Annotated in this window: 13 protein-coding genes; 10 read left to right on the plus strand and 3 right to left on the minus strand. The window is 55.5% G+C overall.

Translation table 11 applies throughout. The features are described 5' to 3' along the window. Positions 1-103 precede the first annotated feature (103 nt). The 3 genes from JMJ04_RS05345 to JMJ04_RS05355 all read right to left on the minus strand — a co-directional run bounded on the left by JMJ04_RS05345 (position 104) and on the right by JMJ04_RS05355 (position 5080). Positions 104-1693: a phytoene desaturase family protein gene (locus tag JMJ04_RS05345; RefSeq protein WP_201369505.1), complete on the minus strand. Its 1590-nt coding sequence runs from the start codon at positions 1691-1693 to the stop codon at positions 104-106. 123 nt (positions 1694-1816) lie between these two features. Next, positions 1817-4081 carry a carotenoid biosynthesis protein gene (locus JMJ04_RS05350; protein WP_201369506.1) on the minus strand — a complete coding sequence of 755 codons (2265 nt, stop codon included), beginning with the start codon at positions 4079-4081 and terminating at the stop codon, positions 1817-1819. Positions 4082-4264: 183 nt separating this feature from the next. Further along, entirely contained in the window at positions 4265-5080 is an 816-nt protein-coding gene (locus JMJ04_RS05355; RefSeq protein ID WP_201369507.1) for an alpha/beta hydrolase, read from the minus strand. A 396-nt stretch (positions 5081-5476) separates the two neighbouring features. On the opposite strand from JMJ04_RS05355, the gene JMJ04_RS05360 reads away from it, so the two are divergent. The 10 genes from JMJ04_RS05360 to rlmB all read left to right on the plus strand — a co-directional run bounded on the left by JMJ04_RS05360 (position 5477) and on the right by rlmB (position 16547). Continuing rightward, positions 5477-6613: a cystathionine gamma-synthase gene (locus JMJ04_RS05360; protein WP_201369508.1), complete on the plus strand. Its 1137-nt coding sequence runs from the start codon at positions 5477-5479 to the stop codon at positions 6611-6613. Beyond that, positions 6588-6818, plus strand: coding sequence for a hypothetical protein (locus JMJ04_RS05365; RefSeq protein WP_201369509.1), 231 nt, complete (start codon positions 6588-6590; stop codon positions 6816-6818). The genes JMJ04_RS05360 and JMJ04_RS05365 overlap by 26 nt, the downstream gene beginning before the upstream one ends. Before the next feature lie 272 nt (positions 6819-7090). Next, positions 7091-7372 carry a 30S ribosomal protein S20 gene (gene rpsT / locus JMJ04_RS05370; RefSeq protein WP_201369510.1) on the plus strand — a complete coding sequence of 94 codons (282 nt, stop codon included), beginning with the start codon at positions 7091-7093 and terminating at the stop codon, positions 7370-7372. Positions 7373-7444: 72 nt separating this feature from the next. Continuing rightward, entirely contained in the window at positions 7445-7897 is a 453-nt protein-coding gene (rplS, locus tag JMJ04_RS05375; protein ID WP_201369511.1) for a 50S ribosomal protein L19, read from the plus strand. Beyond that, positions 7884-8555: a ribonuclease HII gene (locus JMJ04_RS05380; protein WP_201369512.1), complete on the plus strand. Its 672-nt coding sequence runs from the start codon at positions 7884-7886 to the stop codon at positions 8553-8555. The genes rplS and JMJ04_RS05380 overlap by 14 nt, the downstream gene beginning before the upstream one ends. Positions 8556-8781: 226 nt before the next feature. Beyond that, positions 8782-10059, plus strand: a complete 1278-nt coding sequence (locus tag JMJ04_RS05385) for a C39 family peptidase (RefSeq protein WP_201369513.1) — start codon at positions 8782-8784, stop codon at positions 10057-10059. A gap of 216 nt (positions 10060-10275) precedes the next feature. Further along, positions 10276-11646, plus strand: a complete 1371-nt coding sequence (locus JMJ04_RS05390; RefSeq protein WP_201369514.1) for a C39 family peptidase — start codon at positions 10276-10278, stop codon at positions 11644-11646. Positions 11647-12100: 454 nt separating this feature from the next. After that, a complete protein-coding gene (locus JMJ04_RS05395; RefSeq protein WP_201369515.1) occupies positions 12101-13861 on the plus strand; it encodes an ABC transporter ATP-binding protein in 1761 nt (586 codons plus the stop codon). Then, positions 13858-15666 (plus strand): ABC transporter ATP-binding protein, encoded by a 1809-nt coding sequence (locus JMJ04_RS05400; protein ID WP_201369516.1) that lies wholly within the window; start codon positions 13858-13860, stop codon positions 15664-15666. The genes JMJ04_RS05395 and JMJ04_RS05400 overlap by 4 nt, the downstream gene beginning before the upstream one ends. 131 nt (positions 15667-15797) lie before the next feature. Next, positions 15798-16547 carry a 23S rRNA (guanosine(2251)-2'-O)-methyltransferase RlmB gene (gene rlmB, locus JMJ04_RS05405; protein WP_201369517.1) on the plus strand — a complete coding sequence of 250 codons (750 nt, stop codon included), beginning with the start codon at positions 15798-15800 and terminating at the stop codon, positions 16545-16547. Positions 16548-16622: the final 75 nt, after the last annotated feature.

Raw genomic sequence — 16622 nt, forward strand, 5'->3', positions numbered from 1 at the left:
TGCCCACGTTCCAGAGTTGTCGCCGTTGAGCGTGGCCGGGATGATCTATCCATGCCCTTTACCCCCCTGCTCGGCTTCCACATTCTTCTCCCTTCCGAAAATACTACCCATTCACACGTTCATCTACTAGTTCAGCGACGATGCGGCCGGAGAGCATGACCAGGGGTATGCTACCGCCAGGATGGGCGCTCCCGCCCACAAAGTAGAGGCGCTCAACCTCGGGAGAGCAGTTGCCAGGGCGCGTAAAGGGGGCCATACGGCCGTTGGAGGAGAGACCGTAGATTGAGCCAGCGTTTGAGCCGTATTTCTGCCAGAAGTCCTCGGGCGTGAGCATCTCTTCACAGACAATGTGTTCGCGCAGGTCGCTCAGGTCAACCTGTTCGTAGCTGGCAAGCAGGTCCAGAATACGCTCGCGATAGGCTGGTGCCTCGCGCTGCCAATCTATGGCCTCAGTCAGGTAGGGCGCGTTCACGAGAATAAACAGGTTCTCGCCTCCCGCGGGGGCCTGCGTTGGATCGGTGCGCGTAGTGGCGCAGATATAGATGGTGGGATTCTGAATGGGCACACGCTTCTCGAAGAGATCTGCGAACTCTGCCTGGTAGTCATCGGAGAAGAAAATGTTGTGGTGCTCCAGGTCAGGATAGGTCTTGTCTGTTCCCAGTAGCAAGACGAAACCGGAGCAGGATGGCTCAAGCTTTGTAAGCTTACGCAGAGTTGCCTGATTTCGCACAGCGGGCGAAAGCAGTTGAGAGTGTGTGGTCACGACATCGCTATTGGCGACTACGGCATCGCAGTGAAGCACCCGGCCATCAACCAGCACGACGCCCCGCGCCTCTGGACGCAAGCGCGTGAGTTTGCGGCGCTCTGAGACCTGGATACGCTCTACTTCACAATTGGTCTCAAGTGTGACACCCAGTTCGCGGGCCAGTTGTTCCAGTGCCCGCGAGATGCTGTACATTCCCCCACGCGGATACCAACCTCCATCCGCCAGCTCGACATAGGGAATCAGGCTGTAGACCGCAGCCACCTGGTAGGGCGAGGAACCATTATAGGTCGCATAGCGCGCAAAGAGCTGGCGCGCATGCTCGTCCTGGAAGAAGCGTCGCACCTCCTGGTCCAGCGTACGCGACGAGAGAGCCGCCATGACGGCCCGCCAGCGCCTGCTCAGCGGCTCATCAGCGCCCGCGCCCGATTTATGACCCTTTAAGACATAGTGCCAGAAGGTTCGTACGATATTCAGTGGACTCCCCAGGCTATGGTAGAGAAAGGGGTCAGCCGCGGCCTCGTAGATCGAGCGCGTATGCTCAAAGAAGCGGCGAAAGGCCTCCCCATCCTCGGGATTGAGCCGGGCAAACTCCTGGGCCAGGCACTCGCGGTCGCGCCAGGCATTGAAGACAACGCCATCGCGATAGAAATAGCGACAGGTAACCTCCAGAGGGATCAGTTCCAGGTAGTCTTCTAAACGTCTGCCAGCAACCACAAAGAGTTCGCGCAGGACGTGGGGCATGGTTACGAGCGAGGGGCCAGTATCAAAGGCAAAGCCCTCCTTCTCAATCAGGTTGAGTTTGCCGCCAACCTGGGCCTGGCGCTCCAACACATGGACGCAATGCCCCTTTATGGCCAGGTGGATGGCAGCAGAGAGACCGCCAATGCCTGCGCCGATGACAATAATTTCTCTTCCCTGTTCAGACATATCTATCTATTCTGGCAGGCATTTTCTCGCCCTGGCGATTGTTTAGGGCCTGCTCGCTCCTCATAATTATGGTAGTCCATCTACCAGGACGCCTACCAGGCGCCTAAATGGGTAATCGGGCCGTTAGCGCCGTCGCGCGTAGGCCAGGAGAATGAGTCCCGACAACAGGGCGCAGACACAGCCGCCATAGTAGCCATGTGTCAGGTCGACCAGGCCAAACATCAGGAGGCTTAAAGCAAAAAGGAGGCGTGGAAGGCGCAGAGCCAGGCGGGGAGGCCCAACCCGCAAGACCTGGACGGGCGCGAACTGGCGATCCGTGAGCCAGACCAGCAGGCAGGCAAGCACAAACCAGCTCATAAAGTTCACCAGGGGAATACCATAATAGATGCTGCCAACGGGCGCCCAGCGCCAGTAATCAACGATATGAGCAGCTACAGGCTCTATCGCGCCATCCAGCAGCACAGCAGCCATGCCCGCCGCCAGAATGTCGAAGAGGCTGAGGCGAAAGCCAGGGCGCAGTGGGCGTACCCATCCATAGACACCAAAGATCACCAGCCCCCAGGCAAATATGACGGGCAGAGGGACGCCTCCAGGCAGAGAGGGCAACAAGACGGCTGTATACACATAGTGGCCAAAGGGGAAACCGGTATTAACGCCCAGAGTCTCGGCCAGGTAGGAGAGAATAATCACAAGCAGTCCAGCCTGGATAGCCCTCCGCCTGCCATAGAGGAAGGCAGTCGCTAGTAGAAGGAGCACGCCTTCAAGATAGAGGAGGAAGCTCGCCGCCCAATCCATAGGGAAGGATGGGTTCACATCGAATGCCACCCCAATTACCGCCAGAACATAGAGCAGGCAAAACATAGCGAAGAGAATACGCAGCGCAAGCCGCCCCGGCGCGCTTCGTGTATGACGCCCAATCGCTAATATACGCATGTTACTTACGCTTCTTTTGCTGCTACTCGGGCCGCGTTGCACAATCGAGAGAATGCGCATATAGCCGCTCCCCTTGATCACAGTTTTCATAGCACCAGTCGTAACATCCATCGCGTAGATGGCATTATCAGCATAACTTGTCAGGATATGATTGTTCACCCAGGGCCCTAACTCGACAAAGCGTGCGGACGTAATCGCCAGAACGCCCGGCTTGGCGACCTGAACCTGCTTCCCATTGCCATTAATCTGCGTCATATACAAGGCGCTATGACGCGCAAAGGGAGCCTGCTCATCGCTAGAAAAGATAACGTAGACCAGCGTAAGCCCATCCGGAGAAACCTGTGGCGAGAGGACCCAGTGATAGTCGGCATTATTGTTTAAGCCATGTTGTTCAGGCAAGAATATCTGAGCATTTCCCAGCGTGGCTTTAGATGTGTTCAGGTTAGCAATCGCCAGGCTATTGGCATTGTTCTGACCAGCAATATCATCTGGCACGCTATTATCTGTCGGCGCAGTCACCACACCACTATAGGTTGAGTAGAGCAAGGCATTGCTTGCAGGCGTCAACAAAAGGGGCATCTGTGAGACATCGTCGGTCAGCAAGCTCTTTGGATCTTGGTCTTGCACCAGCGAGTCATCCTGCGTATTGGGTAGATCTAGCAGCCAGAGGCCATACTGCGTAGAGCGACGATCACCGCGATCATCAGTCAAGAGCAGTTGCTGGGGTATCTGGTTCTTTCCATTTGGCAGAAATGAGAACACGCGAAAACAGGGGCAATTCGTATTTGCCTGTTGATAGACCAGTTTGGTATGGTCTAACGCTCCCGTATAGAGGCTCACATTCCCATTACCGCTTTTAGGAGCCGTACTCCAGGCGATTGAGAGGCCATCGCTGCTGAGCACCAGCGATGTGACAACCTGATTGCTGTCCACAGCCGCGATTTGTCTGGAGGTTCCGCCAAAGATATCGCTGAGCCAGATACCATTCCCAACATAGATAACCTGCCCAAGGGAATTCACTCGTGGCGGAATCGAGCGGCTATAGGTATACCCCGGAGTATCAAGCTTCTGCGGCGTACCTCCACCCAGTTGCACGGCGTATAGGCCACTCTGGGCCTCATAGACAACGTACTGGCCCCCAGGCACTTGCAAGGTATCAGTCGGATTCTTGCCCGAGAACTGGAAGAGGCCGTTGTCATCGCTTTGAGGCGTAGGACTGGGTGTTAACAACTGGTTGGCCCTGGCCGTTGCCGTTGCCAAGGACTCCTGGACCGCCATTTGCGCGTGCTGGTTGAGCGCGATAAAAAGCTGGGCGGTTAGAATAATCAAGAGCAGGCTCACCAGTGCCAGTAGCGTTACGATGCTGATACGTGTCGAGCGTATCGCTTGTGGTGGGGTCGGCTGCGTCTTGTGGTCTTGTGGCTTTTCAGGCGGACTATCTATATGCTGCGTCAATGTTTTTTCTGCTCCACATCTCATCTCTTAGCGTCTATCAGTATACATGAAAGCGCCTTGTACTGGGAAGTCACTAGCACAGCTTACCTGTTAGCGCGTTCTGCAAAGCGCGGCGCTCCCCACACGGTCAACATACGCTCGCTACGACCGATATTCTCCTCTATGACAACTGCTAGCGACTATTCAGGCCCTATAAGCGCGTCTATCTTCTGTTTTAGTTTCTTTGTGAGTGTACTTTTGTATAAAGGCCAGCGAGCGCTCCTCTACCTCTTGCCGGTCATGGTCTTTCATCACGAGATGGTATGAGCGTTTGAGGACCACGAGTTGCTTCTCAGGTGAACCCAGAAGGCGATAAATTTCGTGTCCATCGCGGACTGGCACTACATGGTCACGTTGGGCCGCGATAACCAGGGCTGGCATGGTAATACACGACAGTTCTTCGCGCAACCGGGGCAGATAGAGCAGCATGCTCTCAACCGGGGCCATCGGGGTCCAGCGATAGACATTACGAGTATAGCGCTTACGGGCTTGTGCATCACGAAGATCCTCTCTCAACGTGGGTAAGAAAGGAGTCAACTGCCTGACCATGCGAATCGCGGGCAGCATCCAGGGACGCATATAGAGCGGAGCGCACATCGCGATCACGCCGGATACCTCTTCATGAACGGCGATATGCAGGCATAGCGCGCCACCCAGCGAGTGGCCAACCAGGAAGACCTGGTCGCAGTGGAGTTTAAAGGCTCGTACCGCCTGTTGCAAGGCTGAGGCCCAGTCATGCCAGCCAATCGTCAACATATCCTGTACCTGTGTGCCATGACCCGGCAAGAGAATATTCTCGACGCGCATCCCCTGAGCCAGAAAGAGCTGTTCAAGCTCTTCCATATCGCTGCGATTCCCATTCAGCCCATGGACCAGTACTACGCCGACGCGCGCACGCTCCGGCCCTTTGATCGTCACTTCACCCGCACCCTGCTGATCTCGAAACTCCGCATGCTCCATGACCTTGCCTCGCGTTTCCTCGCTAGTTCACCACACTCTCTTCTTAATACGTTCTACGATGCTCCCTGGACACTTTTCCTATCCTAAACTCCGTACTTTTAGCTGAACGGGAATAATTTGTGAGTTATGCACCTTCTCAATAATAGAGATACTACTTATCTGAAAACCCTGAGCGCGAAGCGCTAGACACGCCAGTGGCGTTGGGTTTCGGAATAAGATCTAGAGAAGAAAAAAGAGGGGCGATAGTGTACGCTTTACTCCTATTTTCTCCTGCTTTTAACGCTGTACCCATTTACGTGGATAGTACTCATTGTCTTCACAAGAGGATAGTGCTATAGTCTTGTCCATATTACCTATATCTTAATTCATGAAGAAAGAGTCGAAAGGGACTTGACGATGGAGTTCGCTACCAAGGCCATTCACGCCGGACAGGAGCCAGATCCAACTACCGGCGCGATCATGACGCCAATTTATCAGACTTCAACCTATGCCCAGAGTGGCATGGGTGAACATAAAGGTTATGAATACGCTCGTACCGGAAATCCAACGCGCACCGCGCTTGAGGCCTGCCTTGCCGCGCTCGAAAATGGGCGCTATGGCCTGGCCTTCGCCTCTGGACTCGCCGCCGAAAGCGCCGCCTTGAGCTTGCTGAGCGCGGGCGATCATATTGTCTCGTGCGACGATCTCTATGGCGGCACCTACCGTATATTTGATCGCATCATGAGCCGCTATAACGTTGAGACCTCGTATGTCACGGCCAATCGTGTCGAGGCGTATGAGCAGGCAATTCGCCCCAACACCAAAATCATCTGGCTAGAGACGCCTACCAATCCGCTGCTCAGCCTGGTTGACATCCGCGCAGTCGCCGAGGTCGCGCACCGCCATAATGTGTTGCTCGTCGTCGACAATACCTTCTCCAGCCCCTACTTCCAGCGCCCACTCGACCTGGGAGCCGATATCGTCCTGCACAGCACAACCAAGTATATCAATGGCCATAGCGACGTCATCGGCGGGGCCTTGATCATGAATGACCAGAGCGTCTACGAGGCCATTAAATTCCATCAGAACGCCGCTGGAGCGGTTCCTGGCCCCTTCGACGTCTGGCTGACCCTGCGCGGCATCAAGACACTCGCGGTACGTATGCGCCAGCATGAAGAGAACGCGCGCGTCGTCGCCAACTTCCTGTCTGAGCATAAGCGTGTTGAGAAGGTCTACTATCCCGGCCTCGCCTCGCATCCAGATCACGAACTGGCCCGGCGGCAGATGAGTGGCTTTGGCGGCATGGTCTCCTTCCAGTTCAAGGGAACCCTGAGCGATGTCGATACCGTTGTACGCCGCTTGCGCGTCTTTACCTTCGCCGAGAGTCTCGGGGGCATCGAGTCACTGGTCTGCCATCCCACTAGCATGACGCATGGCTCAATCCCTAGGGAGATCCGCGAGGCCCGCGGCCTGAACGATACCCTCCTGCGCCTCTCGGTAGGCATTGAGGACATCTCGGATATCCTGCGTGATCTCGAACAGGCGCTCGCCTAACCGCCTGACCCGCATCTTCAAGCTGGCATGGACTGAAGGCCTCCGCGTCATCGGTGGCTGGCAGCAGACTGATATTCCCGCGCGGAAAGGTCGCTGCGCTCGCAGTCCATGCCAGCATGGACCCTACACGTTGACTTCCATTGGCTGGAAAAGGCCGAGCTTGCTCGGCCTCTACACATTAGAATCGCTGCGGCTGACCTTTTAAGAATTTTTTCAGGGCGGGGAGAGCTTGTTTGACAGACCTTCGGCACTTCTGCTATAATCTACGCGCACTTACCCAATCCGACACAGGTGTCGGATCTTTTTTGTGCAAGTCTCTTTTTCGTACCCTTGGGGTACTCTTCTAAGTGCCTATGAGGAAAACTGAGCGCGTAAGCGCTAGCCACGAGAGTGGCGCTACGCCCCCAAATGGGGTTTGTTTTCCGCATATGAAGTAAGTTCGAAGAGGCAATCTTTCGGGGAGGAAGTTTACTTAACATGCCAAATAATGCATCTGCGGAAAAGCGCATGCGCCAGGAACAGAAGCGCCGCGCACACAACCGCAGCGTCAAATCCAAGGTGAGATCCACCATCACAAAGGCACGCACATCCATCGCCACCGATAGCGTCGCCTTTGATGCCAGCGAGGCTGCCGTTCGCGCCGCTATCAGCGAGCTAGACCGCGCCGCCAAGAAAGGCGTCATTCACAAAAACAATGCTTCTCGCCGCAAATCGCGCTTGATGAAGCAGCTCAACACAACTAAAGTCTCTGAGAAGTAATTTTTGCGCCCATTGCTCTGCCATCTTGCTGTTCACAATCGATGAGCACTGAGCGCACCAGGAGGTATTAGGATGGCCGACAATAAAGTCGTAACGAAGCCAGCAGGGCGGGCGCTACTGGCCGCTGTCGAAAGTGCTCAGTTACGCAAAGATGTTCCTGAAATAAAGTCTGGCGATACCGTCCGTCTGCAAGTCAAAGTTGTTGAAGGTAACCGCGAACGCCTTCAGCCGTTCGAAGGCGTCGTCATGCGCCTGCGCGGCAACAGCGTCAACCGTAACTTCACCGTCCGCCGTATTACCAATGGCGTCGGTGTTGAGCGCACCTTCCTTCTCCATTCTCCCCGTGTAGAGAAGATTGAGGTTCTGCGCCACGCTCGCGTTCGCCGCAAGCAGCTCTACTTCCTGCGTGGTCTAACCGGCAAGGCTGCTCGTCTGAAGGAGATCCGTCCTATGACCAGCAAGCAGGCCGCTGAGAAGGCCGCGAAGGCTGAGGCTCGCGCAGCAGCCGCTCATGCAGAAGACTAAAAAATCTTCGCCAACACTCACAGAAGAAATGGCCCTGTTTGAACAGGGCTATTGCTTTATTGCCGGGCTTGATGAGGCAGGACGGGGCTGCCTGGCAGGCCCAGTGGTGGCCGCAGCCGTCATTCTGCCTCTTGAGTCCGATCCAACGCCTGTCCTGGCTCGTTTCGCCGGTGTCAATGACTCCAAACAGCTAAATGAGGCTGCACGCGAGCGCCTCTATGATGTGATTATGGAGCACGCCCTAGCCGTTGGCGTTGGTATTGGCTCGGTTGAGCTGATCGATCAGCGCAATATCCTCCAGGCAACGCTCCAGTCTATGCGCATGGCACTCACACAACTGACGCCCTCTGCCCAGGCCCTGCTCCTGGATGCCGTCAAACTCCGTGACATCCCACTTCCACAACTCTCGCTCACCAAGGGCGATTCACGCTGCCTCTCCATTGCCGCCGCCTCGATCATCGCCAAGGTGACACGAGATCGCTTGATGCACCAACTCCACGAGGAATTTCCCCACTATGGCTTTAAACAACACAAAGGCTATGGCACGCCGGAACACCTCGACGCGCTCAAACAATTTGGCGTGACCCCCCACCACCGCCGCAGCTTCTCCCCTATTCGCGAGATGCTCTTTGGCCTCTTCCCAGATACAGCCTTCTAAACATGTTTATCATATGCTTATCCAATATATACAACTTTTTTGATAGCAAGCGCTTTTACTTGACTTTCAAGCGCCGTGCACTTTACACTTATTTATGAAAGGAAACGATCATTTCTATTGTTTCCCTCCCCCTTCTTGCTAGCAGGATCGAAAAGCAGACGTACCGATTTTCAATGCCCTGTCATCAGCCTACTGTTGTCTTCTACATTTAGAAGGAGAGGCGACGATGGAGACCTCGGCTCAGACAAACTACCAAGCAAGTACAGGTCAGTTTCATGAACTATGGCAACTGAGTGGCGCACATGACTTTTCCTCCTGGATCTTTAATAGCACCGCTCTGGCAAACGATGGAACAGTTCTACTAACGCCCGGAGGAGGGAACCAGCATTGTTACTCCGCCTATATCGATGGCGGCAGTGTGAGCTATGATAGCAATACGCAGCTCTGCGTTGGGCGCGATCCCTTTGGCCTGGGACAATATAACCAGCAGAACTACTACAATGGTGGGCAGTTCTACTATGGCGCGCTGGTCTCACCCATTCATCAGACCTCACGATCCATCAATAGCCTGGTCGCTTCCTGGAACGCAACCACGCCCGCGGGCACCTGGATACAGACGCATGTCCGTGTGCAGATTAACGGGGCCTGGACGCGCTGGTTTAAGCTTCCTATCTGGGCCAGCGATTTGAGCACGGTCCAGCGTCACAGCATTGATGGGCAGGATGATCCCTTTGGCACTGTCGATACCGACACCTTCAGGACGAAAGGACAGCTTGCCACCGCGTATCAGCTCGCGGTCACGCTTTTTAGTACCACACCCAACACTACCCCTATCCTGTACCGCGTAGCAGCCATCGCCTCGTATGAGACGGATCCACAGCATACACCTCAGATCTCACCCGATAAGAGTGTGTGGGGGCGCAACCTGGGCGTCCCACAGCGCTCACAGATGCTCGCAGAGTACCAGGGACAGGGCTATGGTGGCGGCGGCGAGGTCTGGTGTAGTCCTACCTCGACCAGCATGGTTATGGCCTACTGGTCCAGTATTCTCAACCGGCCAGAACTGACGCTTACCGTTCCTGCTACGGCACAGGCGACCTATGACTTTACCTACCAGGGCACGGGCAACTGGCCCTTTAATACAGCCCACGCAGGAGCTCATGGCCTGCACGCCTTTATCACACGCATGTACTCCATGAGCCAGGTCGAGCAGTGGATTAAAGTCGGCGTGCCCGTCATCATTAGCATAGGTTTTCAGAATGGGCAGCTCCCTAATGCGCCGATTCCCAGCACCGATGGACATATCATCGTCGTGCGTGGTTTCGCTGCCAATGGCGACGTGATCACCAACGATCCCGCGGGCGCGTCCAACGATAGAGTACAGATTACCTATAACCGGCAGGCCTTACAGAACGCCTGGCTCCGTTCCTCCCATGGCACAGCCTATATCGTCATGCCAGAGAACTGGCAGATGCCCACGGCCAATCGTCTAACCAACTGGTAAGAAAATAGTAGAGAGAGTGGTATGGTGTGCGGTCTTCACTTGCACATCATGCCACTCTCTTATCCATGCATAAATTCTTGCACTTGACTTTATCGACCTTTCTTCCTACACTTTAGGGTAAGTGAAGTTAATATGGCAACCTTCCCTTTCTTCTAGACATACATCTTTCACTTACCCCTTTACATATTGTTACTATTTTTTGAAGAAAGGTTCTCAATGAAGCTATTTCACACTCAGGGGAAGCGCGGCAGTATCTTGCGCTTCTCCCTTAGCGCGCTCCTGGCCCTACTCTGCCTCTCACTGCTCGCGGGACAATCGGTCCAGGCAGCCACGCGAGCTGATACGCCCGCGCAGTATGATGAGTTCTGGCAGCAGGATTCGCATCACGACTTTGCGGCCTGGTCTCTCAATGGTGTCCAGGTAACGCCGTTTGGACACCTCAAGCTTGATTCAGAGAAAAAGCTGACCTGCTCATCTGACGCTATTGATAGTGGGACAGCATCCTTCGCGGCCTCGGTTGGCCTATGCGCGGGACAAGACCCCTACGCGCCTGGGGTCTATAGCCCCGATTACAACTACTACAATGCCGGCTCCTTCTATTTCGGGACGATTCTCTCGCCCGTGCATACGACCAAACAACCCTTCACCACATCCGTCGCCTCCTGGAATGCTGAGACGCCCGCTGGCACCTGGATTGAGACCCATATTCGCGTGCTAGAGAATGGCACCTGGACACACTGGTATGATCTCCCGATCTGGGCCAATGATTTCAGCACCATCAAGCGCCACAGCATCGATGGGCAGTATGATGATGGTGGTAGTATCGCGACCGATACCTTCTTTACGGGAGACACGCCCGCGACCGCCTATCAACTCAGCCTGACCCTGTTTACAACCTCACCCACAGTGACACCTGATATTCGACGCGTCACGGCCTTCGCCTCCTACGATTCAGATCCAGCGCATACACCGCAGGTCGCGCCCGATCAGCATATTTGGGGCAGGAGCCTGAATGTGCCTCAGCGCTCGCAGATGCTGCCTGAGTACAACGGCCTCGGCTATGGTGGCGGCGGCGAGGTCTGGTGCAGCCCTACTTCGACCAGCATGGTCATGGCCTACTGGTCCAACCTGCTCCATTACCCAAAATTGACACAGACCGTTCCCGACGCGGCCCGCGATACCTATGACTTCACATACGAAGGCACGGGCAACTGGCCCTTTAATACGGGTTACTCTGGTAGCTATGGCCTGCGCTCCTTTGTTACTCGTATGTACTCGCTTAGTCAGATCGAGCAGTGGATTAAGTTTGGCGTACCCATCGTCGTCAGTCTCGCTTATAAGAAAGGCGAGCTACCTGGTACGCCTATCCCCTCCTCTGGTGGGCACCTGCTCGTCGTCAAGGGCTTTACGGCCAGTGGTGATGTCATTACCAATGATCCAGCCGCCGCCAGCGACGACGCCGTCCAGATTGTCTATCCACGCCAGGCCTTCCAGAATGTCTGGCTGAAGTACTCAAATGGTACAACCTATGTAATCTATCCAGAGCTCTGGCCCACTCCCCAGAAAGACCGCCTCTCAAGCTGGTAGAGAGAAGAATAAAAGAAGAAGCTGCTGGTGGCCGAGAGCCGCCAGCAGCTTCTTCTTTTATTCTTGCTATGAGCACGTAGTCTATGGTATGCTTATAGAAGAAATCCAATAGAAAGAGGCCAGCGCTGATGACAACAACAAAGCATGTTCAGCATGATACCCCCAAGGGGCATGGCTCTCCAAAGAGCGATCTTCCTGGCGCACCTCGGGCCTCGCATTACATCTTCTAGAAATCAAAGCGACGCTGCTCATTTCTCTTCTAAGTAAGTCACGAGGCCGCAAGAACGCGCCACCGGGCCACTCGCTCTCGTGAGAGGTCCTATCGCCACTTTGTGCCTCTGATGCCCTTCTATGTGCTGTCTTCCTCTGTCTTATGACGTTGCAGACATCTACCCCAGGGAATATGAGGCCAACCTACAACATCCAACGCGTCTATAGGAAAGGATGTAGCTTCGTGCCGGACTCACAACGCACCGCGACGCTCACGTATACTCAGCTCTTGCGTACCTATCTCGGACCACAATGGCGACGCATGAGTCTTATTACCTTGCTTCTGCTCTCTATTCTTGTATTCCAACTCGTTAATCCCTATATTCTACGCTACTTTATCGATACCACGCTGGGCGGCGGCGACCAGTCCACTCTCCTGCTGGCTGGCCTGCTCTTTGTCGGCCTGGCCCTGCTTAACCAGGGCGCAACGATCCTGGAGACATATGTCAGCGAGAATGTGGCCTGGACGGCAACCAACCGCCTACGCGGCGACCTGGTCGCGCACTGCCTGCGCCTGGATCTTGCTTTTCACAAGTCACATACCTCGGGTGAACTTATCGAACGCATCGATGGAGATGTAGATGCGCTCTCCACTTTCTTCTCGCGCTCGTTTGTACTGGTCACCAGCAACATCTTGCTGATCCTGGGCTTGATCCTGATCCTGTTCCAGCAACACTGGCTGGTCGGCTTAGTGATGGGCACATTCGCGCTCCTGGCAACCTATATCCTGCTGCGGATCCGCAATTTCGCGATTCGCTCTGAGACCGCGGATCGCCAGAAAAGCGCCGAGTTTTATGGCTTCATGGGCGAACAGCTCGTTGGCACCAGCGATATACGTGCCAATGGCGCGACTGGCTATGTCTTGTGGCGCTTCTATACCCTGCTACGCTCCTGGTACCCGGTCAACCGGCGCGCCGCCTTTATGGGGTTTTCAACCTTTGTGACAACCATCGCGATCTTCGGCATTGGCAATGCCATGGCCTTCGCGCTTGGCGCCTACCTCTGGAGCCAGAAGTTGATCTCGCCGGGCGCGGTTTACTTTATCTTCTACTGCACCAACCTGTTGAACCAACCCATCGACCAGATCCGGCGTGAGCTCCAAAATCTACAGAAGGCTGGCGCGGGTATCGAGCGCATCCGCCTGCTTCTGCGCACTCAGCCCACGATCACGGACGCGCCTGCGCCCCTCTCGCTCCCTTCAGGCCCGCTCGCCGTCTCCTTTACGCGCGTTAGCTTTAGCTACAACGAGCAGGATACGGTGCTACATGACCTCTCTTTTGACCTGGCTCCTGGTAAGGTGCTCGGCCTGCTGGGACGCACGGGAAGCGGAAAAACGACGACAGCTCGCCTGCTGCTACGCCTCTACGAGGCTCAGAGCGGCGAGATTCGTCTGGGAAATGTTCCGATACGCGCGACACGCCTCGCGGACCTGCGCCAGCGTGTCGGAATGGTGACGCAAGATGTGCAGCTCTTCCATACCAGCGTGCGCGATAACCTGACCTTCTTTAACGCCAGTATTCCCGATAGCCGTATCCTGGAGACGCTAGAGAGCCTGGGCCTGGGTCCATGGTTACGCTCGCTTCCAGAAGGTCTGAATACCGAGTTGGGTTCCGATGGCGAGGGTCTCTCCGCGGGCGAGGCCCAGCTCCTGGCCTTTACACGTATCTTTCTCGCCGATCCTGGCCTGGTGATCCTGGATGAGGCATCATCCCGTCTGGATCCGGCCACCGAGCAGTTGATTGAGCAGGCCACAAGCAAGCTGCTTGCAGGGCGTACGGCAATCATTATCGCGCATCGCCTGGGGACAATCCAGCGGGCCGACAAGATTATGGTGCTTGAGGATGGACACATCCTTGAGCAGGGAGCACGCATAGACCTGGCCAATGATCCCGACTCTCGTTTCTCCTATCTGCTCAAGACCGGGCTAGAAGAGGTGCTGGCATGAGATCTGATATAAAATATAACACGCCTGATATACCACCGTTGAAGACCTATCAGTATCTCTGGGGCCTGATGCGCTACCGCCCCTGGCTCTATCTGGGCAACGCGCTCATCTGGATTATCCTGCACATGGCACCCCTCCTCCCAGGGCTAATCGCGCAACAATTTTTCAATACATTGGCACGCTCGGGACACCTCAATCGCGAACTCTGGCTGCTGATCGCGACCCTGGTGGCTATCGCCCTTGGGCAGGCTGCGCTCTTTCTCTTTGGCGGACTCGTCGATAACTTGCATCGCTTCTCGATGTCCAATATTCTGCGACGCAACCTGCTAGCACGCATCTTAGAGCGGCCAGGAGCACGGGCGGTCCCCGGCTCTCCCGGCGAGGCCATCAGTCGCTTCCGTGATGATGCCAATCAGGCCGAGAACGCCATTAGCTGGACCCTGGACAGTATCGGCGAAATCCTCTTCGCGCTTGTGGCCGTGTTCATCCTGCTGCGCATCAACGCAACAATTACGCTGCTGGTCTTCTTCCCCCTGGCGGGCGTGCTGGCCATTACCCAACTTATGCGCAATCGCCTGAGTAAGTATCGCGTCGCCAGCCGCCAGGCAACTGGAAAAGTGACCAGCGCCATCGGTGAGATCTTCTCCTCGGTGCAGGCCATCCAGATCGCGGCAGCCGAGCCACACGTTCTGCGCAACTTCGACATGCTCAACGAGCGCAGGCGCGTTGCCATGCTCAAGGATAGCGTGCTGACGCAGATTCTTAGCTCGACCTTTAGTAACATCGTAGGCATTGGTACGGGCCTCATCTTGCTTCTGGCGGCCCAGTCCATGCATACGCGTGACCTGGGGGTGGGCGACCTGGCGCTCTTCATCTACTACCTCTCCTTTGTGACGGAGTTTGTGCAGTTCTTTGGCATCTTTCTAGCCTACTACACCCAGACCGGGGTCTCGTTCTCTCGCATGCATACACTCTTACAGGGGGCACCAGCCGAAAGCCTGGTAGCGCACCACCCCCTGTATCTCACCGGAACCATTCCCCAGCCTACAACGCTGTCTGCAAGCGAGCGTAATCTGGAGTTACTTGAAGTACACAACCTGAGCTACTGCTATCCCGAAACGGGGCGTGGGATAACTCACATTGACCTGAGCCTGCGCCGTGGCTCACTCACTGTCATCACCGGGCGCATCGGCTCGGGCAAGACAACGCTTGTACAGACATTGCTCGGTCTCCTGCCACCTCAGGGCGGGGAAATCTTCTGGAATGGGAAGCCGGTTAGCGACCCCGCGACCTTCTTTGTACCACCCAGAAGTGCCTACACACCCCAGGTTCCACGCCTCTTTAGCGCGACCCTACGCGAAAATATCCTGCTGGGACTCGAACCAGAGCCAGCGCGTCTCCAGCAAGCCATTGAGCAGGCCGTGATGGAGCGCGACCTGGACGCGCTTGAGCAGGGCATTGAAACCCTGGTGGGAACACGTGGCGTCAAGCTCTCGGGTGGACAGATCCAGCGCTCCTCGGCGGCACGTATGTTTATACGTGAACCCGCGCTACTAATCTTTGATGATCTCTCCAGCGCCCTGGATGTTGTAACGGAACAAACGATGTGGGCACGACTGACAGATCTGCTACAACAGGGTCAGACCACGTGCCTGGTCGTCTCGCACCGGCGGACCGTGCTCCAGCGCGCCGACCATATCATTGTGCTCAAAGAGGGCGAGATTGCGGCGCAAGGCCCACTCTCCACTCTGCTAGAGAACGCTGAAGAGATGCGCCAGCTCTGGTATGGTGGTCTCGTGGAATAGCAGCATCGGGCGACTCTCCACATACCACGGGCTGATTGCTGTACCAATTCAGCCCACCATACTCCTATAGTTCTTGCCCCACTCCATACAGACTGTTATAGTGGGAGGAAAACGGTGGAGAAGAGGGAGTTATGTCAGAGTATATCTGGGGTCGCAATCCTATTATGGAGACCTTGCACTCGGTGCGCAAAGTGAAGCGCATCCTGCTCGCAGAGGGAAGTAAACGCGAGGGAGGCACCCTGAACACGATTATTCAGGAGGCCCAAAAACGCCAGATTCCAGTCGAGATGGTGCCACGCACGCGCCTGGACCAGATGAGCAAGGGCGCGGTACACCAGGGCTGCGTGGCTATTGTCGCCGAGCGCGAATATGCCAGCACCGACGACATTCTGGCCCTCGCAGCCCAACGTAATGAGCCACCGTTTCTGCTCTTACTGGACTCGATTCAGGATGTCAACAACCTGGGCTCACTCTTACGTACCGCCGAAGCGGCGGGGGTGCACGGGGTCATTATTCCCGAGCATCGCGCCGCCGAGGTTAACGCGACCGTGGTTAAAACCTCTGCCGGAGCAACCGAGCATATTATGATTGCGCGTGAAACTAATCTCACACGCACCATTGACTATCTCAAGCAGCAAAATATCTGGGTCGTGGGCCTAGCGGGCGAAGGAGACACACTCTATACGCAGGCCAATCTTACGGGTCCGCTCGCTGTGGTTGTGGGAAACGAGGGCAAAGGCATGGGGCGCCTGGTGCGCGAACACTGCGATGTACTGATTAAACTACCGATGCATGGCTATATTAATTCGCTTAACGCAGCCGTAGCGGGCAGCATCACGCTCTACGAGGCGCTCCGCCAGCGCTCGCTTGCTTCTCGCTAAAGGGCCCATCCTATCTATGCTTGCATTTGTTACATGCCTTATATCCATTACGTTCTATCATGTATATCGATGCAA

It is taken from the genome of Ktedonobacter robiniae, assembly GCF_016587375.1.
Lineage (GTDB): Bacteria > Chloroflexota > Ktedonobacteria > Ktedonobacterales > Ktedonobacteraceae > Ktedonobacter > Ktedonobacter robiniae.

What these genes read in the sequence shown, in the direction of transcription:
- JMJ04_RS05380 (WP_201369512.1), top strand. Translation starts at nt 7,884, where the DNA reads ATGCAGAAGACTAAAAAATCTTCGCCAACACTCACAGAAGAAATGGCC.
- rplS (WP_201369511.1), top strand. Translation starts at nt 7,445, where the DNA reads ATGGCCGACAATAAAGTCGTAACGAAGCCAGCAGGGCGGGCGCTACTG.
- rpsT (WP_201369510.1), top strand. Translation starts at nt 7,091, where the DNA reads ATGCCAAATAATGCATCTGCGGAAAAGCGCATGCGCCAGGAACAGAAG.
- JMJ04_RS05360 (WP_201369508.1), top strand. Translation starts at nt 5,477, where the DNA reads ATGGAGTTCGCTACCAAGGCCATTCACGCCGGACAGGAGCCAGATCCA.
- JMJ04_RS05400 (WP_201369516.1), top strand. Translation starts at nt 13,858, where the DNA reads ATGAGATCTGATATAAAATATAACACGCCTGATATACCACCGTTGAAG.
- JMJ04_RS05385 (WP_201369513.1), top strand. Translation starts at nt 8,782, where the DNA reads ATGGAGACCTCGGCTCAGACAAACTACCAAGCAAGTACAGGTCAGTTT.
- JMJ04_RS05390 (WP_201369514.1), top strand. Translation starts at nt 10,276, where the DNA reads ATGAAGCTATTTCACACTCAGGGGAAGCGCGGCAGTATCTTGCGCTTC.
- JMJ04_RS05345 (WP_201369505.1), bottom strand. Translation starts at nt 1,693, where the DNA reads ATGTCTGAACAGGGAAGAGAAATTATTGTCATCGGCGCAGGCATTGGC.
- JMJ04_RS05355 (WP_201369507.1), bottom strand. Translation starts at nt 5,080, where the DNA reads ATGGAGCATGCGGAGTTTCGAGATCAGCAGGGTGCGGGTGAAGTGACG.
- rlmB (WP_201369517.1), top strand. Translation starts at nt 15,798, where the DNA reads ATGTCAGAGTATATCTGGGGTCGCAATCCTATTATGGAGACCTTGCAC.